Genomic DNA, 20,626 nt, shown 5'->3' with positions numbered 1-20,626 from the left:
CGGCGAACGACTGGTGGCCTGAGACCCCGGCCCTCAGACCGTGGGCGCTCAGGCCGTGGATCGAACACTGCTGCCGTTCAGGCCGTCTTGCGCAGGAAGCCCTGGTTGCCGCCGTTGCGGTTCGGTGCGAAGCCGTTCGCGTGCAGCGATTCCTCGACCGTATCGTAGAACACGCCGATCTTGCTGATCTCGCGCGCCTCTTTCGCGGTCGCGATATCGCGGCCGAATTCGCGCGAGATGCGCACGAGCTGCTCGATCTGCTTCACGGTGCTCTGCTTTTCGGTGCGCGACTGGTTCCACAGACAGTCTTCCGTGCCGCAGCGCACGTGCAGGCCCATCGCAATGCCCATCATGTTGACCGGCAGCACGTTGCGCACGTTGCTCTCCACCGTGACCACGGCGCCGTCCGGCACCGCGCGAATGAAATTGCCGAGGCTGTAAATGTTCGGCGTATCCATGCCGCCCGCGATCGCCACCCAGTTCATCACCAGCGGACCCTTGTAAAAGCCACGGCGCATCAGCCGCTCCACCGACTCGAAGCTGTTGAGGTTGTAGCACTGAAACGCGCTCTGGATGCCGGCGGCCGTGAGGCGGCGCACGTGCTCTTCGACCCAGCCCGGCTGCGCGGGCACGGTCATTTCCTTGTAGGCGTTGAAGAGCGTCGGGTTCTCGCGCGAGGTGCCCTTGAAGTCCGCGTCTTCGGCCTGATCGGTGACGTTCATCTGCGAGGTGTTGACCGTCACCGTGACCTGGTCGGGCGCGGGGTCGAGATCGGCCAGCATGTGGCGCGTGTCGTCGGAGAGCCATTTGGCCGCCTGCCCTTCGTTTTCGGGTGCGAACGAGATCGAGCCGCCCACCTGGATGATCATCTCCGGCACGGCCTTGCGCACCCCGGCAATCAGCTCATTGAACTTGGAGAGGCGCTTGCTGCCCTTGCCGTCCAGCTCGCGCACGTGCAAGTGCAGCACCGTCGCGCCCGCGTTGTAGCAGTCCACCGCCTTCTGGATCTGCGCTTCCATCGTGACCGGGATGTCCTCGGGAAAGTCGCTGGGCAACCAGCCGGGCGCATAGGGCGCGGCCGTGATGATCAAGGGTTGCTGGTTCTCGGGGAAGAGGTGGCCGTCGAGAAAATTCATGATGCGTCTCCAGGGGAATGGCTGCTGTCGATTCAGCAGGAGCGGTTTTCGACGAGACCGGAACGCCATCTGGCGCGGCGCGTCCAGCTTCGATCCATGCTCACGAGTATCCGGAGTACCCATCATTCCCGCTTGCTTTACCGGGACATTCGTTTGCTTTGTTGGGACACCCTTTGTTGGAATACCACAAGGACGGCGCGGTCGGGAATCGGAATGTAAGTTGCGCTACTCAGCAAAAAGCTGTTGGGGGTTTTTTCATTTTGGACTCATGCCGGTGGAAACATCGAAACGACCATTCCGAGCAGCAGCAGCGCGGGGAGCGCGAGCAGCGCCACCGATTGAAGCACACGGAGCCAACGGGGGATGGACGCACCGGTGCGCAGGGTGACAAGGAACACGACGATAGAGAAGAAGCCGATTATCCAGAGCAGGTAGGCGGCGTCCCCGTCGGCCAATGCCGAGGCTGCTCCAAGAAAAGCAGAACTTGCAATCAATGGTTGAACTCCAGGAAATCCCACCGATAAAGCTCAAAATATTTCAGGAAATCCGTCTGTGTGGCACCGGTCGTGTTATTTCTGTAGTTCCAGCCATTCGCGGCCCGAATGAACAGCCCTGTTTCGGGCTTCATGCCGGCGTATGCGTCTTGGGAAGGGTCCGCAGAATTGCGCCCGAACAGCTTGTTGACCCAGGTAATCGGCTTGTGAATCTGCCAGTTTGAATTGCCCTGGTAGATGCTGATGCTCGATTCGGTCTTCCCTGTCACGACCTGAATATGGTGCGCGCGGCCACCGCTCGCCCGACCTTTACTGTCATGCGATAGCGCCAGAATGTCGCCGGGAAGAAGCGCCCTCGGGTCCGACAGCCGCACCGTGTTTTCTCCGCTTCGTTGGATGTCCGGCGCACCAAATGAAACCATAACCATGGTGATGAATCCGCGAGGCGTTTGCGGGTAGTTCTCGTGGTAGTCCGGATCGTAAATGTCCATGTTGCGGTATTCTCGCACGCCATCCGTCAGCTTTACGGGAAGCCCGCGCTTCGATGCGAAGTCGCATAGCAACTCGAGCGTGAAATCCTCACATGTGAACCTGCGCCCCGATAACCTGGCTGCCTCCGCCAACTGCGGGACTTGTGCGTGGTACGCCTGAATGTCGCTATCGGTCCACAGCCGTGTGGTCTTCCAGTAGACCTTGAGCTTGCAGGTATATGGAGTCTCGTCTGCCTGCCGGGTAAGGGGCGCCCAGATAACGTTGCTCATCGCATGGCCTCCCTGCGGAGAGATACGCCAATTCGCTGCTCAGCCGAACCGGACTTGATGGGTGTCCGGCCATTCGAATCGGTCATCACCGGGCTAGTCTGCCCATCCACATCGGTCAGGTGCACACGGATGCTCCTTTTCCGGATCGTAGAGCGCGACCTGATTGAAATCGGTGCCGGAGGACTGGAGCTTGCCAAGCTGCAGCAGAGCGCGCGCGACAACTGCATCTTTGCGGGCTCGTGGCCATGCCTTGAAGTCGTCAATGACGTTCCTGTACGCCGGCAGACCGGCACTCTCATGAAGGCGCGCGATGCAGTCGACTATGCGCTGCTCGATGCTGACTTCAATCGAGCGCGAGTGCTCCAGATTCACATTCCATTGGAGGGTCTTCTCGAAGGTCATTGGTTTGCCATTCGGGCGGGCTATCAGCTTGCCATCTCGCGCAGGCCATCCGAGATGAATACCGAGCCGGAGCGTGCCGAATAGGTCATCAATGAACACCGTCGGTACGAAATCACTCGCAGAAACTGCGTAATAGCTCTTTCCTGGCCTCGAGTTGAAAACGGAATCTAGCATCGCGTCGAATGGAGACAGGTACGCACAAATCGACTGGTCGGTGTCGGCGCCCTCACACATCACCTCCACCCACTTTGGATCATCGGGCTTTGGTGCATGCCGCACAACGACGAAGGTCGGCGGAATAGTAAAAAGAACCTTTGCAGAAGCATTCTTCAACGACGGCTCGGTTTTCAACACGCCTCCCGCAAAAAGAATTGGAGGGGCATTCTTTATTTACGAGATGAAAATGATCAATCAAATGTGTCCACCTTTGATCTTTATTGACACATTTCCCAGCCATCGCTTGGACATAAACTCCGCAATATCACGGCCTGAGCAGAAGTGTCTGAAGCGCCCCACCATGACGCCGTTCCTACCCTCACGCAAGCACGTCACTCGTAACCTCATCGACCGAGCACGTGCCAAGCATCGCCATGTTCCGGTCGACCTCGTCGCGCAAAAGCCCAATCGCATGCCGCACCCCCGGCGCACCACCCACAGCCGCCGCATACATGAACGGCCGCCCCACGAACACGCAACGGGCGCCGAGCGCGAGCGCCTTCAGCACATCGGCGCCACGCCGGACCCCGCTGTCCATCATCACGACCAGATCGTTGCCCACGGCATCGCAGATCTCCGGCAGCACCTGCAAGGGCTCGACCGCGCCATCGAGCTGGCGTCCGCCGTGGTTCGAGACGATGATGCCGTCCGCGCCGATGGACGCGGCGCGCCGTGCGTCGTCGACATGCAGGATGCCCTTGATCACCAGGTTCCCGCTCCAGCGCGCGCGAATCCGGGCGATATCCTCCCACGAAAGATGATCGCGGCCCGTGGTGTCGCGGATCGCCGACGCGGACAGCATCGGTGCGCCGCGCGTCGCGAACGAGTTTTCGAAGTGCGGCATGCCGTGGTTGATCAGCGTGCGCAGGAAGGTGCCGCAGAGCCAGCGGGGCCGGACGAGGCCGTCCATCGCGAGGCGCAGCGACGGGCGCAGCGGCAGCGAAAAGCCGGTGCGGACGTTGTTCTCGCGGTTCGCCCAGACGGGTATGTCGACCGTGACGACGAGGGTCGCGAAGCCCGCGGCCTGGACCCGGTCTATCAGCGCATCGAGGCGTGTGCGCTCGCCTGGCAGATAGGCCTGGAACCATGTGCCTGGCGCTGCGGCATGGACGGTCTCCATCGGAATCAGCGAGGTGCCGCTCATGATCGCGGGGATGTTCTCGCCCTGCGCGGCCTCGGCCAGCGCGACGTCGCCGCGATACGCGGAGATCGCGCTGATCCCGATTGGGGCGATGCCGAACGGCGACGCGTAGCGGCGGCCGAAAATCGTGGTTTCCTGCGACCGGTGCGAGACGTCGACGAGCACTTTCGGCCGGAACTTCAGGCGCTCGAATCCGGTGCGGTTCGCGGCGAGCGACAGCGCGTCCTCGGCGGCGCCGGAAATGTAGCCAAACAGCGGGCGCGGCAGGTAGCCCCGCGCCGCCACCTCGAAATCGGCCAATGAAAGGATCTTGCGCAGCCGCGCCGGAACATCCTGCTTCACGCCATACGCGGCCTGGCTTTTCTGCGCGGCACGCGGGAGCGGCTGGACGTCCGCAGCGCCGAGGTGATCTTTCATCTGTCTCTCCACAATCTGATTCTTCAAAAGGCTGAACGCCCGGGTCCGGATCGCTGATCCTCGCAGACAAACAGGCTGCCTGCCGGATCGGGCGATGGTGCCGTCACGCTGCGAACGTGCCTCGCTGGCGCATCAATTCGCGAAAGAGCGCTTCGTTGCGCTCGAACGGCGCGCGGCCGTGGACATAAAAATAATTGTTCAGGACAACCAGGTCCCCGACCGGCAGGCCGACTTCCCTGGTGCCCTTCGACGCTTCCATCGATGCCGAAAGATCATACAGATAAGCGGCCTCTTCCCGGTTGGCGGGTTGCACGAACTGGTCGATGAACGACAGCGACAAACCGAATTCGCTCTGGAAGAACACCGGACGCTCGACCCTTTCGTTGACGTTCTTGGAGCCAGGCGCCTTGTACAGGAACGGCCGGGTTGCGAGCTTGTGGTTCACGAAGCGCTCGCGCTCGTCCCAATCGTCGAGGTGCAGGAAGCGCGACTCGCCGCCGACCGCGTTCTGCTCGGCGAACTTCATCATCAGCAGCCAGTCGGTCGCCTCGGTCACGAACGTGCCGTCCGTGTGCATCGTGAACAGACGATAGGCCTGGCGCAGATAGGAGTCGCTGTCGTCGGTATGCCTGACCAGGAAGCGCGCGTAGTAGGTGCCGGACATCGAGTCGTGGTTGCTCGGCCCAAGGATGTGCCCGACCGCCGTGCCGAATTTGACGTAGTCCGAATCGTCCTGCGACAGCCCCTGAAGGCCGATGGTGAAACCGCCGTGGTCGCGGTCCTTGACCAGGTCGACCAGGGTGCGCGCGAACGCGTTGCCGAGGCGCTTGATCAGCAGCTCCGCGAGGTGGTAGCGCATGTACGGCACGTATTCGAGATTCTGGACGTCGATATGCCTGGCGTCCTCCAGGAATCCGGCGAGCGCGTCGAGGTCCGCGCTCACGTGGACGATTCGATGATGATGTGGATGCGGCGACAGACGAAACGACGGCTGGCGTGTGGCGGGAAGCGTGTCGGCGAGCGTGAGTTCCATGGTGTTCTCCGTTGAGTCGAATGACTCCATTTGAGCGCGCTTTTTTAATAACGACCAGTTCATTACGATGAATTTTTGTTCGCTATCTCAGATTAAAACCCAGGTAGCCCGCCACCGCCCCTCCCGGATTGGGGGGGAGCCGGCCCGCTGTGTTCAGTATGCTTGGCACGATGACGCGGCACGCCGCTGCGCCGATAGCCCTACGAGGTAGCCTCCGTGTCAGCGCCCCAAACACCGACGCTTTTGACAACCTGATTATCGCGACTCCGTCGGCCTACGCTTACCCATTGCTCATCAAGCAACTGCTGCTGAATTCGCAGAGCGTGAGCGCCAGCCAGCAGATCAGTTATCGAGGCGAGTTGCGCTATACATTCGCCGATCTGCGCAAGCGTATCGGGCAGCTCGCCTCCTCGCTCGAAGCACTCGGCGTACGGCACGGCGGCACCGTTGCCGTGCTGGATTGGGACAGTCACCGCTACCTCGAAAGCTACTTCGCCATCCCGATGATGGGCGCGACGCTATTCACGGTGAACGTTCGCACTTCCCCCCCAGCAGATCGCCTACGCATTGAACGACTCGCGCGCCGAAGTGGTGCTCGCGCACGTGGATTTTCTGCCGGTTCTGGAGCAGATTCAGGCGAAGCTGAAGTGCGTGCGCCAGGTCGTGGTGCTCGCCGACGGCAATCCGCTGCCGTCCACCGCACTGCCCTTCGCGGGCGAATATGAAGCGCTCCTCGCGCCGGCATCGGCGGATTATGTCTTTCCCGAGTTCGGGCTGATGCTGCCGCGTGGCATGGTATAGCGCGGCGGTTCCTTGTTTTCGTGGTGGTCGCGCTGTCGGTCGCGTTTCCTTGTTCCGGTCATATCGAACGGCCCTCCAGCCAGGAATCGAGTTTCGGCCACATGCGTTTGACTGCGTTCGCGCCGGCGGCAATGCTCACATGGCCGCCCGGCAACACGACTTCTTCCTTGTCAGCCGAGCCGACGCGCTCCACCAACGGGCGCGCGCACTCCGGCGGCACGATATGGTCGTATTGCGCCACGATATGCAACAGCGGCACGGTGATCTTGTCGAGATCGACGCGTCGCCCGCCAATGCGCAAGGTGCCTTCGTATAGGGCGTTTTTCTGCAACAGCTCTTGAGTCGTCTGGCGAAAGTAGCCGCCGGGAAGCGGCAGCGTCTCGTTGCCCCAGCGCTCCATCATGCGGTAGCCCTTGACGAACCGGTCGTTCCACAGGTTGTCCCACAGCCTGACCTGGCCGGCGATACGGCTGGCCGGGCGCAATGCGTCAAAGGTTGCGAGCACGAAATCCGCCGGCACGACGCCGACGCCATCGACGAAACGGTCGACGTCGAAACTCCGCTCGTCCGCCAACGACCGGAACAGCTCCATCTTCGAGAAGTCAACCGGCGTCGTCATGCAGACAAGGTTCTTTACCGGCCCGTCCGCGTGCAGCGACTGGTAGATCGCCGAGAGCATGCCGCCCGCGCAGTAGCCGAGCAGCGTCACCTCGTGTTCGCCCGAGTCCCGCTGCACACGGCGGATACAGTCGGGGATGAAGTCGAGCACGTAATCGTCGATCTTCAGCTCGCGCTCGTCGTCGGTTGGCGCGTTCCAGTCGATCAGGTACACGTCGTAGCCACGCTCGAGCAGGAACCCGATCAGGCTCTGCCCCGGCGCGAGGTCGAGGATGTAGCCCTTGTTGGTCGGCGCCATCACGACGAGCAGCGGCACACGATAGACTTCGTCGACGACCGCGCGGTAGTGCACGAGCTCCAGCGTGCCGCGCCGATGCAGCACGGTCTTGGGCGTGCGTCCGACCGGCGGCGTACTGACGCCGAGCATCTCCATGCTCTTGAGGCCGCGCTGCACGGCGCGCTCGACTTCGAGTTGCAGGCGCTCGGTCAGCGCGAGATCCGCGCCCTGCTTTCCAGTGGACTGCGAGGCCATCGTTCAGCCCCGCCTGGTACGCGCGCCGCGCCGCGTTTGCTTTGCCGCGGCAGCGGGTTCGGAGACAGCGGCTTCGGAGACAGATTCGAAGGCAGATTCGGAGGCGGGTTCGGAAGCAGCAGCCGCGCCGGGCGGGCGGCGAGTTCGCGCGGGCCTGGGCGCAGGCGCGGCGGACGCCTCCTGCGACAACAAGCGGTCGAGCTTCTCCTCGATGCGCCGCAACGACGTCGCCAGTTCATCGACCGACTTGCGGCTCGGCAGATTGGCGCGCCGCAAATACTCTTCGGTAGTTTTCTCGAACCATTGCTGCATGCCAAGCGAAACCGAAGAGACCTGGTGAACCGCCTGGAGCGCTTCCTGCGTTTTCAGAGTGCCGGCCGCGAACGCGTTGGCGTCGTTCTCGAGTTTCGACAAGGCTTCACGCCAGATCTGAAACGGATCGTGAAATACAGAGGATGCCATATCGTTTTGATACCGTTCGATAGAACAAAAGGGGGACCCGGAAATCGAGCGCCCTCGCGTATATACAAATACAAATGCAGCGGATCAGGTGTATCAAGCGGATCAAGCGAAGCAGGAACCGCCTTGCGCATGACCATGCCAGGTTTCGTTTGCCTCGATCGGCGCGAAGTACTGCCCGAGCAGCGCCCTGTAGACGGACACCGGGTTGAACAGCGAGAAAGCGCCAGGGGCCGCGATCCATCCGATATCGGTCAACGTGCGGCGCATCATCGTCCAGCGCCAACCCTCCAGCCGCTCACCGAGCATGAGCCACGCAATCAGCAGATTGCGGCCCATGGGCAGTCCTCCCCACACGAAATCGTCACGGCATCGCGCCGACAATTCGATGGTGCGATCGACCCGCACCGCCGCTTCGCCAGCGGGCGTTGCGAGGCGGAGCTTGAGCGCCGCGCCAATGCGATCGAGCGCATCGCGCGCGGCCCGCAGCACGCCATCGAAGTTCAGGAAGCCGTGAAACTGTCCCGCGTAGTGCAGCAATTCGACCGGCACGCCCGCTTCACGCAGACGCCGCGCGTAGGCCAGGCCATCGTCGCGGATCGGATCGAAGCCCGCCGTCACGACGAGCGCCGGTGGCAAGCCGCGCAAGTCGCACGCGAATGCGGGCGAGATCCAGGGATTCGCGAGGTCCGTGTGGCCTTGCGTGATCAGCACCCGGATCGCGTCGATACTCGCCGATGTCAGGACATAGCCGCTGGCGTTTTCCGCCTTGGAGGCGAAGTCGTCGAGCAGATTCGTGGCCGGATAGGCCAGCACTTGCAGCCGCAGCGCCGTTCCGCCTTGCTCGACATGACGCTGCGCCACGGCGGCGGCGAGATTGCCGCCGGCCGAATCGCCGCCCACGGCCAGGCGCGTGGTGTCGATGCCAAGCGAACGGCCATCGCGGACGATCCAGTCCAGCGCCGCCATGCAATCGGCCCTCCCGGCATGCAGGTCGTGCTCCGGCGCCAGCCGATAGCGAACCGCAACGACAATCGCGCCGCTGACCGCTGCGATATGGCGGCAAATGGCATCGGCGGTCGCGAATCCGCCCATCAGGAAGCCGCCACCATGAAACCAAAGGAGTGCTGGCATGGCCTCGGCCTCGGCCATCACCGAGGGCCGATACAGCTTCAACCGGATCGGCGCGTGCGGGCCGGGAACCGACAGCGTTTCGACGCGGGCCACCGCATCGGCGCGGCCGAGCGCAAGCGCCGACAAACGCCAGGCCAGCCGATGCTGGCGAAGGTTAAAGCGGTTGACCGGCCTGCGCTTCACGAAGTTGAGCAGTTTCAGAAGCGCTTCGGCTTCCGGATCGAGGCTTGCGGCACGCAGGCGCTTCGGTCGGCCAGGATCATGGCCAGAATCACGGCCAGGATCGCACCGCCCCGGCGCGCCCAAGGGATCGGATGCCCCGTCTTTGTATGTCGTCGAATTCACCGGCTACCCTCGCGCGCGTTGTGAAATATCGAGTCGTCCCCAGGCGTGCGCGGCATCACCCTCCTTCGCGATCAGGCGATCAGGCGAGCTTGCGCAGATGGCCTTGTTGCCTGCCCTGGCGGTTGGGCGCGAAGCCGTTGGCGTCCAGGGTTTCTTCCACCGTGTCGTAGAACACGCCGATGCGGGAGATCTCACGCGCCTCTTTGGCCGTGGCGATCGGCCGGCCGAACTCACGCGAGATGCGCACCAGTTGCTCGACCTGCGCGGCCGTGCCGATCTTTGCCGTGCGCGACTGGTTCCACAGGTTATCTTCGGTGCCCGTGCGCACGTGCAGACCCATCGCGATACCCATCATGTTCACGGGCAGCACGTTGAGCACGGAGCTTTCCACCGTCAACACCGCGCCATCGGGCACCGCACGCACGAAGTTAGCCAGACTGTAGATATTGGGCGCGTCCATGCCGCCGCCAATGGCGACCCAGTTCATCACCAGCGGCCCCTTGTAGATGCCGCGACGCATCAATCGCTCCACCGACTCGAAGCTGTTGATGTTGTAGCACTGGAACGCGCTCTGAATGCCCGCTGCCGAAAGGCGCCGGATATGCTCTTCGGCCCAGCCGGGCTGCGCGGGCACGGTCATCTCCTTGTAGGCGTTGAACACCGCCGGGTCTTCCATCGAGGTGCCCTCGATATCGCGCGCATCGAACTGCTCCAGGATGTTCATCTGCGAGGTGTTGATCGTCACCGTCACCTGGTCGGGCTTGGGGTCCAGTTCGGCCAGCATGTGGCGCGTATCGTCGGAGAGCCACTTGGCGGCTGCGCCCTCGGTTTCCGGCGCGAAACTGATGGAGCCGCCCACCTGGATGATCATCTCCGGCACGCGCGCACGCACCCCGGCAATCAGCTCGTTGAATTTCGACAGACGCTTGCTGCCCTTGCCGTCCAGCTCGCGCACGTGCAGATGCAGCACCGTCGCGCCCGCGTTGTAGCAGTCCACCGCCTTCTGGATCTGCTCCTCCATCGTGACGGGAATCTCGCCTGGGAAGTCCGACGGCAGCCACGACGGCGCATACGGTGCGGCCGTGATGATCAACGGCTGCTGGTTTTCGGGAAACAGATGTCCGTCGAGAAAGTTCATGGCGTGTCTCCTGAGTAAGCAACGAATGTGTTAGCGACGATTTGAAAAGAATATCGCTGCCAGATCGGCTGAAATGTATTATTTGGGACATCCGATATCTAAATTGGGACACCTGCATGCAGCGACCCATGCTCACAATCCGCAGCGCCAGCCTCACGGGCTATACCGACCTCGCCCGCCATGTCGGGCTGGACCCTGCGCGCATGCTGCGCAAGGTCGGCTTGAGTGCGCGCGACCTCGTGAATCCCGATACGCCCATCAGCACCAGCGCGGTACGCGAGCTACTGGAAAACAGTGCCGCGGCGGCAAACGTGGAAGATTTCGGCTTGCGGCTGGCGATGCGCCGCCGGTTGTCCAACCTCGGGCCGATCAGCGCCGTCATGAGCGAGGCGCCCACGGTGCGCGAGGCGCTCGAGAGCCTGTGCCGTTACATGCGTCTGATTAATGCGTCGCTACTGACCCGCATTGAAGACCATGGCGACGCCGTATTGATTCGCGAGAGCATTCTGGTGAACGACAAGAACTCGGTGCGGCAGTCCATCGAGATGGCCGTCGGCGTGCTTTATCGAAGCCTTGAAGAACTCCTCGGGCCGAGCTGGCGACCGCGCAGCGTCTGCTTCGAGCACCGCCCGCCGGACAGCGCGACATGCCACAAGACCTTGTTTCGATCGGCAGTCGAATTCAATTCGGGCTTCAACGGCATCGTGTGCCACGCCAGGGATCTGGCCGCACATCGGTCTGCCGGCGATTCGCAGATGGCGCTCTATGCCCGCCGCTTTCTGGATCAGGCATTGTCGGGCGCCAATGACAGCACCACGCACACCATTCGTCAGGTCATTGTTGCGATATTGCCCAATGGCCGCTGCACGGCGGACCAGGTGGCAAGGCACCTCGGCGTGGATCGTCGTACTTTGCATCGGCGTCTGGCCGCCGAGGATGCGAGCTTTTCGTCACTGCTTCAGGCTGTTCGATGCGAGCTCGCCTCGCGGCAGATCCGCGATGGCGACCGCTCGCTCTCGGAGCTAGCGGATCTGCTCGGCTTCTCCAGTTCGAGCGCGTTTGCTTTCTGGTTCAAAAAACACTTTGGCATGACGGTTTCGAACTGGAGGAACGCTCAGTAGATTGCGGCGGCGCACGCCCCGCGCGATCTGGGCCATGCGTTCGTCGCGATAGCCTCTTTTCTAGCATCGACGGTGCCTGTTAAGGGCAAACCCTGGCATTGACCTCAATCAAATTCACCCGTCACAATAGCCATATCGTGGACCACACGTCCACAATATGGACAAACAAGGATTCCTATGACGAACCAGACTTATTCCCCCATGACGCCCTATCAGCTTCCGTTTCCCAAGGAAGCGCAGCAGGAAATCGTCGTGCCGGCCGCCATTCCCGACGACGAACGCGTCTGGGTCCCGCAGGCGGAAAACGTCTGGTTCCGTCCGCTCTGCCTGAACACCTCGCAAGGCTACTGGATGAATTTGCTGCGCGTTCGCAAATCAGGTGTCCTGAGCAGGCATCGTCATCCGCAGGCGGTGCACGGCATGGTGCTCAAGGGCCGCTGGCGCTATCTGGAGCACGACTGGGAAGCCACCGAAGGCAGCTACGTGTTCGAGCCGCCGGGCGAAACGCACACGCTCTATGTGCCCGAAGACGTGGAGGAAATGATCACCTTCTTCCAGGTGAACGGCGTGATGTTCTACTGCGACCCGTGGGGCAACCACACCGGCTACGAAGACGTTTTCACGAAGATCGACATGTGCCGCAAGCATTATGCGGCGGTCGGTCTCGGCGAGGACTACGTGGACCAGTTCATCCGATGAGCCGCGCCCAATACGATTTCGCGGAGCGCGTCGTGGTCGTGACGGGCGCTGCGGGCGGCATCGGCCGCGCGATCTCCAATGCGTTTGCGCGCTGCGGCGCACGCACCGTCAACTGGGACCGCGTGCCTGGCGCGCTCGACACGCCCGATGCGCCGCGTCACGTCGAAGTCGATGTCACGCGCCCGGAAACGATCGAAGCCGCGCTCGCACTCACGCTCGAAACTTTCGGCCGCATCGATTACCTCGTGAACAACGCAGGCTTCGCCGGCTCGACGGTTCCGCTCGACGCCTACGATCCTGTCGAATGGCAGCGGATCGTCGAGGTGAATCTCGTGGGCACCTATCACGTTTGCCGCTTCGTCGTACCGGCCATGCGCCGCATGGGCACGGGCCGCATCGTCAACGTGGCCTCGCTCGCGGGCAAGGAAGGGACGCCGAATACATCGGCTTATAGCGCCGCGAAAGCCGGCGTGATCGCCCTGACGAAATCGCTGGGCAAGGAACTCGCGCAAACCGGCGTGCTCGTGAACGGCATCGCGCCCGCCGCAGTGGAAACGCCGTTGCTCGCGCAGATGTCGCCCGCGCATGTGCAGACGATGATCGACAAAAGCCCGATGAAACGGCTGGGCACGGTCGATGAAGTCGCCGATCTGACACTGTGGCTCTGTTCGGATTCCTGCACATTCAGCACCGGCGCGATCTTCGATCTTTCCGGTGGCCGCGCGACTTACTGACCGCGCGCGCTTTGTGGTCACTTTTCCGTCGCCTCGCCATCGCCTCATCCGCACATTAAAACAGATCAAGGAGACAACAACCCATGCCCCAAAAATCGCCCCGGCTCAAGCGCATACAGACGATCGCCATCGCCTTTCTGACGATAGCCGGCATCGTCAATTATCTCGATCGCAGCACACTGTCCATCGCCAATCACTCGGTCGCGCAGGAGCTGCATTTGAACGGCGCGCAAATGGGCCTGCTATTGTCGGCGTTTTCGCTCGCCTACGCGTTTTCGCAACTGCCGGTTGGCGCCCTGCTCGACCGTTTCGGCTCGCGCGCGATGCTCGGGCTGGGTCTCTTCGTCTGGTCGCTCGCGCAGGTTGCGGGCGGCTTCATCGTGACGCTCAACCACTTTCTCACGGCGCGCGTGGTGCTCGGCATTGCCGAAGCGCCGCTCTTTCCGGCGGGCGCGAAAGTGATACACGAATGGTTCGCCGTGCGCGAGCGCGGCGCGCCGACCGGCACGTTCGTCTCTTCCTCGACGATTGCGCCAATGATCGCTCCGCCGCTGCTCACCGCGCTCATGCTCTCGTTCGGCTGGCGCCCGATGTTCATCATCATGGGCGTACTGGGTGTGTTCGTGGCGATCGGCTGGTATGCGGTCTATCGCAACCGCGATCAGGTCGCGCTCACCGCCGGGGAAACCGCCTGGCTCGAAGACGGCGCACAGGAAGCGCCGCAGAAGAAAGGGTTGAGCTTCGCCGAATGGGGCATGCTGCTCAAGCTGCGCAACACGTGGGGCATGATTTTTGGCTTCATGGGCGTGATCTACATGGTGTGGCTCTATCTCACGTGGCTGCCGGGCTATCTGGAGAATGAACGCCATCTGAGCATCGCGCATACGGGCTGGCTCGTCGCGATTCCGTATGTATTCGGCACGATCGGCATGGCGAGTAGCGGCTATATCGCTGATTACCTGCTCAAGCGCGGCATGGCGCCCATTCGCAGCCGCAAGTGGCCGCTGTGCGTCGGCCTGATCGGCGCGGCGGCGTTCACGGTGCCGGCTGCGTACACACCTAGCACCGCGCTCGCCATCACTTACGTCTCGCTCGCGATGATGTTCGTGAACCTCTCCAGCGGCAGCGCGTGGGCGCTCGTGAGCGTGGCCGCGCCGCGTCACCTCGTGGCATCGCTCGGCAGCATGCAGAACTTCGGCGGCTATCTGGGCGGCTCGTTCGCACCGGTCATCACGGGCATCGTGGTCGATCAGACGCATTCGTTCGTCAACGCCCTGCTCATTAGCGCGGCCGTGGCGTTCGCCGCCGCGTTCGTCTATCTCTTAGTCGTCAAGGAAGTCGCGCCACAAAGCGCGAGCCAGGAGGCGGCGGCCCAACTCACCTGAACCCGTATTTCCGCACTCATTTACGCCATCGCATCATGACATTCAACGACTCTCTATTCGAAGGCAAGGTTGCGCTCGTCACGGGCGGCTTCTCCGGCATCGGCGCGGCCATCGCCAACCGGCTCGCGCAACTGGGCGCGCGCACTGTCGCGGCGGGCCTGCCGCCGCCCGCCTGTACGTCCAGCACGCCGGACGCGCTCGACCGCCGCGTGCAGCGCGCAACGCTGGACGTGCGCTCGGCCGACGACGTCGGGCGTGTGATCGGCGGCTTCGAGCGGCTCGATATCGTCGTGAACTGCGCGGGCGTCATCAGCCGCGGCGAAGAGCATCAACTCGACGTATTCGAGCGCGTGCTCGACATCAATCTCAACGGCACGATGCGCGTGTGCGCCAACGCGCGTGAATTGCTGAAAGCGTCGGCGGGCTGCATCGTCAACACGGCGTCCATGCTGAGCTTCTTCGGCGGCGGCCTCGTGCCGGCTTACAGCGCGAGCAAGGGCGGCGTCGCACAACTCACGCGCTCGCTCGCCATCGCCTACGCGGCCGACGCCATTCGCGTGAACGCGATTGCGCCGGGCTGGATCGCGACGCCGCTCACTCAGGCGCTGCAGGACGACGAGGGCCGCTCGCAAGGCATTCTCGAGCGCACGCCGATGAAGCGCTGGGGCCAGCCCGGCGAAGTGGCCGACGTCGCCGCGTTCCTCTGCTCGCCGGCCGCCTCGTTCATGACGGGCGCGATCGTGCCCGTCGATGGCGGCTATCTTTGCGCGTGAGCCTTGGGGGCATTGCCAGCGGCTCGGCGCTTCGGCGCGGCGCCCACTGCAGCCGCGCCCGAGCGCGGCAAACGCGGGCATAATGACGCGATTGTGATGCCCGCAAGCCTGCCGATGTCCGCCACCGATTCCAACGATTCCGCTCTCACCCCGCAGCCCGGCGACGCCAAAACCGTCGCCGGCGCCGCCGCGTTCTCGAAGTTCATCGCCGTCCTGCAACTGATTGCCGATGCCGACGCGCCGCCGAACGTCGCGAAGCTCGCGGCCGCGAGCGGCTATCCGCGCCCGACCGTGCACCGCATCGTCGCGGCGTTGCAGGCCGAGGGGCTCGTCGTTCCGCAAGGCGGCGGCAATACCTTCGCGCTCGGGCCGCGGCTCGTGAGCCTGGCGAGCCGTAGCTGGGAGCGGTCCGATCTGCGCATCGCCGCCGTGGACGCACTCATGGAATTGCGCAACACCACGTTCGAAACGGTGCACCTCGCAGTGCCCAGCGACGGCGCAATGGTCTACATCGAAAAACTGGAAAGCCCGCATGCCGTGCGCATGGCCTCGCGCATCGGCACGCGCGTGTCGCTCACATCGAGCTCGGTCGGCAAGGCGTGGCTCGCGACGCTCGCGCCCGCCGAGCGCGAGCCGCTGCTCCTGCAAGCGCCGCGCGTGCGCTACACGGAGCACACGATGACGGACCTCGACGCGATCCGCGAGGAAATCACCCTCACCGCGCAACGCGGCTACGCCGAGGATCGCGAGGAGAACGAACAATCGATCTGGTGCTATGGCGCAGCGATTCTCGGTGCGGACGGCCGCGCCGTGGGCTGCATCAGCGTCAGCATGCCGATGTTCCGGCGCCAGGCCGACGCGAAGCGCAGCTATATCGAGCCGCTGCTCGCCGCGTGCCGTACGATCGCCGCGCGCCTCGGGCCTGTTTCGGCGCACTGATTACGCCGCGCCCGGCAGAGGTCCTTTTTTATTTCAATGTGATCGCTCTGGAATAGATCAGGCACACAAGCCGTTTAGATGACATGGCGCTTGCCGCGCGAGGTGCGATGCGCCAGCGCGTGCATGGCGGCTCGGACGGGCACAGGTCATGCGCAATAGTGCGAAACGGCCGGCTCAAGTGCGGCAAGCCACGACTCTATCTGGTGCAGCCATGAAACCTCTCCATCACGCGGCGATGCTAATCGGCGCGGCAACGCTCTGTGGGAGCCCTTGTTACAGCAGTGCACAGCAAGTCATCAACACGACGTTGCTATCCAACGCGATTCATCTGGATAGCGGCGAGGTGAAAGCGGGAAACGTGACATTTGACGTCCACAACGCTGCGGGCAACAAGCTGGTGCACGAACTGGTGGTATTGAAAACGACACTGGCCGACAACGCGCTTCCGGTTCGCAATGGCCAGGTGCCCGAGCAGAAGTTCAAGAAAATGGGCGAAGTCGAGGACGTTTCACCGGGCGCGAGCAAGCGCCTGACCATCAAACTTGCGCCCGGTCGCTATGTGTTGGTTTGCAACAAGCCAGGCCACTATGCCATGGGCATGCATTCCTCGCTCACCGTCACACCGTGAGAATACGGTCGTTCCCGCACCGGGAACGGCCGCATTCCATTGCGTGGGCAACGCTACATGCCGACGCTCGTCCCTCCGCCCGTGCTTGAGCCGGTGCCCGAACCCGTGGTCGTGGCTGGGATCGGCGGCTTGTTCAGATCGATTCTTCCGTAGACGCCATCGGCTTCATCATTCGGCCCCGCTGCGAAGAACAACGTGCTGGAAGGTTGATTGCTGAGATCGTTGCCGAACGCGATACCCCACACGCCTTGCTCGACGATCGGACTGCCGTTCGCTCCATTGAGCGGTCCCATCGACTGGCCGCTCGATGCATTGAATGCATTGATCGTGCCGTCGCCGAAATTGCCGATCAGTATCGCGCCGCTCATTGAGCCAAAGTTAGCGGGCGCGTGCGCAATGCCCCAAGGCGCGTTTAGCCGGCCGCCCGACGCGAAGCGCTGCTTCAGGTTGCCCGCGGTGTCGTACACATCGACCATGCCGAGTCCCGAGCCCGCGACATCGTCATGTTTGGCTGAGTCCTGCATCGCATACGTGACGAACAGATTCGAGCCGATCGCCTGAATGCCGAACGGCGCGAAACCGGCCGGAATCGCCGGGTCGGTAAAGGTGCCCGGCATCGCGACCTTCTTGAAGGAGGTATTGAATACGTCGATCTTGTTGTTATGGAAGTCGGTCGCGTAAAGGAAGCTATTGCCGTTCGTCGTGGCGAGCGCGAGACCCTTGTACACGGCGCCACCCGTGCCGTCGTCGTACATGACGAACGCGCTGGTCGGCCCGACGACGGGCGCCCACGCAGTGAGGGTGCCGCCCTCGCCCGCAAAGATGAACGCCGCGATGCCGGATTTGCCGTTTTCCGTGACGGTGAAGCTTTGTGTGTCGTTGAAGACAATGCCCGTGGGCGATGCCGAACCGTTCTTGCCATTGGGTATGGTGACAACCAGCGGTTGCGGCACGCCGTTGCCGTCATAGAGCGTCGCGACATTGGTGCCATTGTCGGCAACCCAGGCGAAACCTTTCGGATTGAAGGCGACGCCCCATGGGTTCTTTAGATTCGCATCGGTATGCGCGGCGGATACCGCGCCATCGGACACGAGGGCCGTCACAGCAAACGACGTCTGGACGGGTGGATTCGCATTGTTCGAACCGGAGCCGCCGCCGCAGGATACGAGCGTCGCGATGGCCGCGGCGCAGGCTGCGGCGCCGAATACGTCGGGTAGAGACTTCATGACCGTACTCCTTGTGCTCTACATGCCCTGACGGTCATTCAACGAGGGGGAGATGAAGTTTATTCCTGCCGTGAGGGGTTTATTGTGTGTGGGGATCCTGGGTGGCCGCAATGGTTGAACTGGGTAGATAAAAGTGGGGATGAGGTAACGGATGGGGTGTGTGGATATTCCGTCTGGATAGTTGAAAATTTCTGGCGGGGTGTTTGGGAATTATGATTTTTGGGTTGCTTTGGACCGTTCCATTGGCACAGGTTTGCCATAAGCGTAGGATCGCGGAGGACGACCGCTCATTCCCAGTTATCAAGGCATCGAAAAGATATTAAACATCGGCAATAAAAATTTCTCAGCAAGCTAGCGACTTGACCAGGAGAACATCAATGAATAACAGAGAAAGAAATCCAGGGGAAAGAACTCCAATAAACCTGGTGCATCGCGCGATGCAGATCGCCGCTACCGCATGGCTTCTCACTGCATCATGCATCGCCATGGCCGACAATACCGTCCCACCCAATATCCCCGACTGCCAGGGGGCCCAATGCTTGCCGTACACCCTGAAAATCGTCATCCTGATCGGTATGTCCGTCCTGCTTTTCGTCAGCCTGATCATTGTGATCAAGTCGCTACGCGTGCAGAAATGGAGCCTCGCGCTTGCGCTATCCGAGGAAGCTTCTCTACCCGAAGGCACCCCGCAGCCAGCAGCAGGACAACTTCCCCCAATGGTCCCCAGCTCTTCGCGACTCATCGCCTTGTTTGGCACCATCATCCTCGGCACATTTTTTATCGGCGTCGGCTTTTATGTTATCTGGCAGCTTTGCTCGGGCGGCAGAATTGATATGGCAAACTCCGCCTGGGCATTCTTCGCATCGGGCGCCACCCTGTTCATCCCTTACGGTGTGAACAAGGCTGCAAGCGCACTTAACTAATCGCGCACGCGGAGCAAGCCATGCCGGTTTTTCAGCAAATCAAGAAGATGTTCGTGTTGATGATGGAGAACCGCTCCTACGACAACATCTTCGGATGGTCGGACCTGCGTGGCTGGACGCCGCAAGGCACTGCAACCGTGGCGGACGGGTTGCTCGGCAAGCCAACGTTCAATATCGGCGACGCGCACGGCAGAAGCTATCCGGTCGCTCAAGGCGCGCCATTCCGGCTGACCTTCGACCCCGGCCACGAGTTCACGGACACACTCGTGCAACTGTGCGGCGAGGCCCATGCCAAGCCCTACCTCGCGAATATCATTCACGATACGGCCAGCCTTCCCAACGGCGCCTATCCGCCGATGGCCGCGGATCCCACGGCATCCGGTTTCGGCTACGACCTCGATGCATACGGCTACGATGTCGCGACGGCCTTGCGCTGCTTTACGCCCGATCAGCTTCCGGTACTCAACTTCCTGGCGCAGCAGTTTGCCGTCTGTGATCGATGGTTCGCGTCGATGCCCGGCCCTACCTGGCCGAACCGCTTCTTTGCTCTCGCCGGCACCTCATGGGGACTCGATCATTCGCCGAGCAGCGCGGCAACCATAGCGTCGACGGTCTTTGACGGCTCGCGCTTCGGCACCGGCTCGGACTCGCTGCTCACCCGGTTGACGCCGGCGGAATGGCTGGTCGCGCATGGCGACACGCCACAGTCATGGGCGTTGAAGGGCGTCGATGCATCGCCTTCGCGCTTCGTTAAACACTCGGACTTGTTTTCGATGCTGGCGAGCCAGCAGGTGGATGCCAGTTTTATATTTATCGAGCCTACCTACGATCCGGCCGGCAATTTTCGCAATGGCGAGTCGATGCATCCGTGCGGGGACGTGCGCAACGGCGAGCAACTGATAGAGCGTGTCTACAACGCGATTCTCAATTCGCCGTACTGGGAGGAAAGCCTGCTTCTGATTGTCTTCGACGAGCATGGCGGGTTCTTCGATCATGTCATTCCCGAGCCGGGAAAAGTCCCCGGCATGCCGGCGCTGTCACCCACTGCCCCAACCCCGCTCACCAGGCGCGGGTTCCGCTTCGACCGCTTTGGCGTGCGCGTTCCGGCGCTGGTCATCTCGCCGTATGTCAAGCAGGCAACCATCGACCATACGTTTTACGACCATCTTTCAATCGCGAAGACGCTCGCACTGGTCACCCGCCGTACCGCATCTCCGCTCCTCAATACCGCGCGCTTTGCCAACGCCATGGACTTCTCCTCGATCCTGACGCTAAGCCAGCCACGCAAATCCGCGGACATTCACGCTTGCCCCTCGGCGCTACCCGTTGCCCCTCCGGCGACAGTGGCCACGCTCAATCGCAGTGCGACCGCTTTCAACAATTTGAACTGGCCTGTGCAATCCACTTACGGCGGCGCGTAACCATAGCCGCGGCCAGTGGGTGTAAGCCGCCGTAATGCACCCAACCCCGCAGACACTGCCCAAACCTGCCGGGTCGAAACTTTCATAACGCTGTCGACCATTCGGCAGTCTGGATGCATTCCATAAAAAAAATAAACTTTCATATAAATT

General features: G+C 62.2%; 20 protein-coding genes and 1 pseudogene. 10 read left to right on the top strand and 11 right to left on the bottom strand.

What is annotated here, in order from left to right; genetic code table 11:
• Positions 1-77: 77 nt before the first annotated feature.
• The 6 genes from L5014_RS12060 to glaH form a co-directional block, all read right to left on the bottom strand.
• Positions 78-1,136, bottom strand: a complete 1,059-nt coding sequence (locus L5014_RS12060; RefSeq protein ID WP_238463850.1) for a beta-keto acid cleavage family enzyme — start codon at positions 1,134-1,136, stop codon at positions 78-80.
• A 266-nt stretch (positions 1,137-1,402) separates the two neighbouring features.
• Positions 1,403-1,630, bottom strand: a complete 228-nt coding sequence (locus L5014_RS12055; RefSeq protein ID WP_238463849.1) for a hypothetical protein — start codon at positions 1,628-1,630, stop codon at positions 1,403-1,405.
• A complete protein-coding gene (locus L5014_RS12050; protein WP_238463848.1) occupies positions 1,627-2,391 on the bottom strand; it encodes a hypothetical protein in 765 nt (254 codons plus the stop codon). The genes L5014_RS12055 and L5014_RS12050 overlap by 4 nt, the downstream gene beginning before the upstream one ends.
• A 93-nt stretch (positions 2,392-2,484) precedes the next feature.
• Positions 2,485-3,144, bottom strand: coding sequence for a hypothetical protein (locus L5014_RS12045; protein WP_238463847.1), 660 nt, complete (start codon positions 3,142-3,144; stop codon positions 2,485-2,487).
• A gap of 184 nt (positions 3,145-3,328) precedes the next feature.
• A complete protein-coding gene (locus L5014_RS12040) occupies positions 3,329-4,567 on the bottom strand; it encodes an alpha-hydroxy acid oxidase (protein WP_238463846.1) in 1,239 nt (412 codons plus the stop codon).
• 103 nt (positions 4,568-4,670) lie between these two features.
• Positions 4,671-5,600 (bottom strand): glutarate dioxygenase GlaH, encoded by a 930-nt coding sequence (gene glaH / locus L5014_RS12035; protein WP_238463845.1) that lies wholly within the window; start codon positions 5,598-5,600, stop codon positions 4,671-4,673.
• Between the two features lie 251 nt (positions 5,601-5,851).
• Between glaH and L5014_RS12030 the strand changes: the two are divergent.
• Positions 5,852-6,371, top strand: a pseudogene (locus tag L5014_RS12030) (AMP-binding protein); the annotation flags it as partial.
• 88 nt (positions 6,372-6,459) lie between these two features.
• Here L5014_RS12030 and L5014_RS12025 read toward each other — a convergent pair.
• The 4 genes from L5014_RS12025 to L5014_RS12010 all read right to left on the bottom strand — a co-directional run bounded on the left by L5014_RS12025 (position 6,460) and on the right by L5014_RS12010 (position 10,627).
• On the bottom strand, positions 6,460-7,551 hold the full coding sequence (locus L5014_RS12025) for a PHA/PHB synthase family protein (RefSeq protein WP_238463844.1): 1,092 nt from the start codon (positions 7,549-7,551) through the stop codon (positions 6,460-6,462).
• A gap of 3 nt (positions 7,552-7,554) precedes the next feature.
• Positions 7,555-8,013, bottom strand: a complete 459-nt coding sequence (locus L5014_RS12020) for a hypothetical protein (RefSeq protein WP_238463843.1) — start codon at positions 8,011-8,013, stop codon at positions 7,555-7,557.
• A 102-nt stretch (positions 8,014-8,115) separates the two neighbouring features.
• Positions 8,116-9,489 (bottom strand): alpha/beta hydrolase, encoded by a 1,374-nt coding sequence (locus tag L5014_RS12015; RefSeq protein WP_238463842.1) that lies wholly within the window; start codon positions 9,487-9,489, stop codon positions 8,116-8,118.
• Between the two features lie 79 nt (positions 9,490-9,568).
• Positions 9,569-10,627, bottom strand: a complete 1,059-nt coding sequence (locus L5014_RS12010; protein ID WP_238463841.1) for a beta-keto acid cleavage family enzyme — start codon at positions 10,625-10,627, stop codon at positions 9,569-9,571.
• A 116-nt stretch (positions 10,628-10,743) separates the two neighbouring features.
• Between L5014_RS12010 and L5014_RS12005 the strand changes: the two genes are divergently transcribed.
• The 7 genes from L5014_RS12005 to L5014_RS11975 all read left to right on the top strand — a co-directional run bounded on the left by L5014_RS12005 (position 10,744) and on the right by L5014_RS11975 (position 16,906).
• The gene (locus L5014_RS12005) at positions 10,744-11,748 is read left to right on the top strand and encodes an AraC family transcriptional regulator (protein WP_338019283.1); all 1,005 of its coding nucleotides are present in this window, start codon (positions 10,744-10,746) and stop codon (positions 11,746-11,748) included.
• A 177-nt stretch (positions 11,749-11,925) separates the two neighbouring features.
• Positions 11,926-12,447 carry a 2,4'-dihydroxyacetophenone dioxygenase family protein gene (locus L5014_RS12000; protein ID WP_238463839.1) on the top strand — a complete coding sequence of 174 codons (522 nt, stop codon included), beginning with the start codon at positions 11,926-11,928 and terminating at the stop codon, positions 12,445-12,447.
• A complete protein-coding gene (locus tag L5014_RS11995) occupies positions 12,444-13,181 on the top strand; it encodes an SDR family NAD(P)-dependent oxidoreductase (protein WP_238463838.1) in 738 nt (245 codons plus the stop codon). Before L5014_RS12000 ends, L5014_RS11995 begins: the two co-directional genes overlap by 4 nt.
• 83 nt (positions 13,182-13,264) lie before the next feature.
• On the top strand, positions 13,265-14,566 hold the full coding sequence (locus tag L5014_RS11990) for an MFS transporter (protein ID WP_238463837.1): 1,302 nt from the start codon (positions 13,265-13,267) through the stop codon (positions 14,564-14,566).
• Positions 14,567-14,601: 35 nt separating this feature from the next.
• Complete coding sequence (locus L5014_RS11985; protein WP_238463836.1) at positions 14,602-15,339, top strand: SDR family NAD(P)-dependent oxidoreductase; 738 nt, start codon at positions 14,602-14,604, stop codon at positions 15,337-15,339.
• A gap of 114 nt (positions 15,340-15,453) precedes the next feature.
• Entirely contained in the window at positions 15,454-16,278 is an 825-nt protein-coding gene (locus L5014_RS11980) for an IclR family transcriptional regulator (RefSeq protein WP_238463942.1), read from the top strand.
• A 211-nt stretch (positions 16,279-16,489) separates the two neighbouring features.
• Positions 16,490-16,906 carry a plastocyanin/azurin family copper-binding protein gene (locus L5014_RS11975; protein ID WP_238463835.1) on the top strand — a complete coding sequence of 139 codons (417 nt, stop codon included), beginning with the start codon at positions 16,490-16,492 and terminating at the stop codon, positions 16,904-16,906.
• Positions 16,907-16,959: 53 nt separating this feature from the next.
• Here the strand turns inward: L5014_RS11975 and L5014_RS11970 are convergent, their stop codons facing one another.
• On the bottom strand, positions 16,960-18,132 hold the full coding sequence (locus tag L5014_RS11970) for a TIGR03118 family protein (RefSeq protein WP_238463834.1): 1,173 nt from the start codon (positions 18,130-18,132) through the stop codon (positions 16,960-16,962).
• A 377-nt stretch (positions 18,133-18,509) separates the two neighbouring features.
• On the opposite strand from L5014_RS11970, the gene L5014_RS11965 reads away from it, so the two are divergent.
• The gene (locus L5014_RS11965; RefSeq protein WP_238463833.1) at positions 18,510-19,055 is read left to right on the top strand and encodes a hypothetical protein; all 546 of its coding nucleotides are present in this window, start codon (positions 18,510-18,512) and stop codon (positions 19,053-19,055) included.
• 20 nt (positions 19,056-19,075) lie between these two features.
• A complete protein-coding gene (locus tag L5014_RS11960) occupies positions 19,076-20,476 on the top strand; it encodes an alkaline phosphatase family protein (protein ID WP_238463832.1) in 1,401 nt (466 codons plus the stop codon).
• Positions 20,477-20,626: the final 150 nt, after the last annotated feature.

The organism is Paraburkholderia tagetis, assembly GCF_022213065.1.
GTDB lineage: Bacteria > Pseudomonadota > Gammaproteobacteria > Burkholderiales > Burkholderiaceae > Paraburkholderia > Paraburkholderia tagetis.
Note: the sequence above shows the minus strand (reverse complement) of the source record. Positions and strands in the feature narration are given on the sequence as shown.

Coding starts and splice junctions, on each gene's coding strand:
- L5014_RS11990 (WP_238463837.1), top strand. CDS start 13,265: ATGCCCCAAAAATCGCCCCGGCTCAAGCGCATACAGACGATCGCCATC.
- L5014_RS12060 (WP_238463850.1), bottom strand. CDS start 1,136: ATGAATTTTCTCGACGGCCACCTCTTCCCCGAGAACCAGCAACCCTTG.
- L5014_RS12000 (WP_238463839.1), top strand. CDS start 11,926: ATGACGAACCAGACTTATTCCCCCATGACGCCCTATCAGCTTCCGTTT.
- L5014_RS12020 (WP_238463843.1), bottom strand. CDS start 8,013: ATGGCATCCTCTGTATTTCACGATCCGTTTCAGATCTGGCGTGAAGCC.
- L5014_RS11965 (WP_238463833.1), top strand. CDS start 18,510: ATGAATAACAGAGAAAGAAATCCAGGGGAAAGAACTCCAATAAACCTG.
- glaH (WP_238463845.1), bottom strand. CDS start 5,600: ATGGAACTCACGCTCGCCGACACGCTTCCCGCCACACGCCAGCCGTCG.
- L5014_RS12050 (WP_238463848.1), bottom strand. CDS start 2,391: ATGAGCAACGTTATCTGGGCGCCCCTTACCCGGCAGGCAGACGAGACT.
- L5014_RS11980 (WP_238463942.1), top strand. CDS start 15,454: ATGTCCGCCACCGATTCCAACGATTCCGCTCTCACCCCGCAGCCCGGC.
- L5014_RS12010 (WP_238463841.1), bottom strand. CDS start 10,627: ATGAACTTTCTCGACGGACATCTGTTTCCCGAAAACCAGCAGCCGTTG.
- L5014_RS12040 (WP_238463846.1), bottom strand. CDS start 4,567: ATGAAAGATCACCTCGGCGCTGCGGACGTCCAGCCGCTCCCGCGTGCC.
- L5014_RS11960 (WP_238463832.1), top strand. CDS start 19,076: ATGCCGGTTTTTCAGCAAATCAAGAAGATGTTCGTGTTGATGATGGAG.
- L5014_RS12005 (WP_338019283.1), top strand. CDS start 10,744: ATGCAGCGACCCATGCTCACAATCCGCAGCGCCAGCCTCACGGGCTAT.
- L5014_RS11995 (WP_238463838.1), top strand. CDS start 12,444: ATGAGCCGCGCCCAATACGATTTCGCGGAGCGCGTCGTGGTCGTGACG.
- L5014_RS11975 (WP_238463835.1), top strand. CDS start 16,490: ATGAAACCTCTCCATCACGCGGCGATGCTAATCGGCGCGGCAACGCTC.
- L5014_RS11970 (WP_238463834.1), bottom strand. CDS start 18,132: ATGAAGTCTCTACCCGACGTATTCGGCGCCGCAGCCTGCGCCGCGGCC.
- L5014_RS12025 (WP_238463844.1), bottom strand. CDS start 7,551: ATGGCCTCGCAGTCCACTGGAAAGCAGGGCGCGGATCTCGCGCTGACC.
- L5014_RS11985 (WP_238463836.1), top strand. CDS start 14,602: ATGACATTCAACGACTCTCTATTCGAAGGCAAGGTTGCGCTCGTCACG.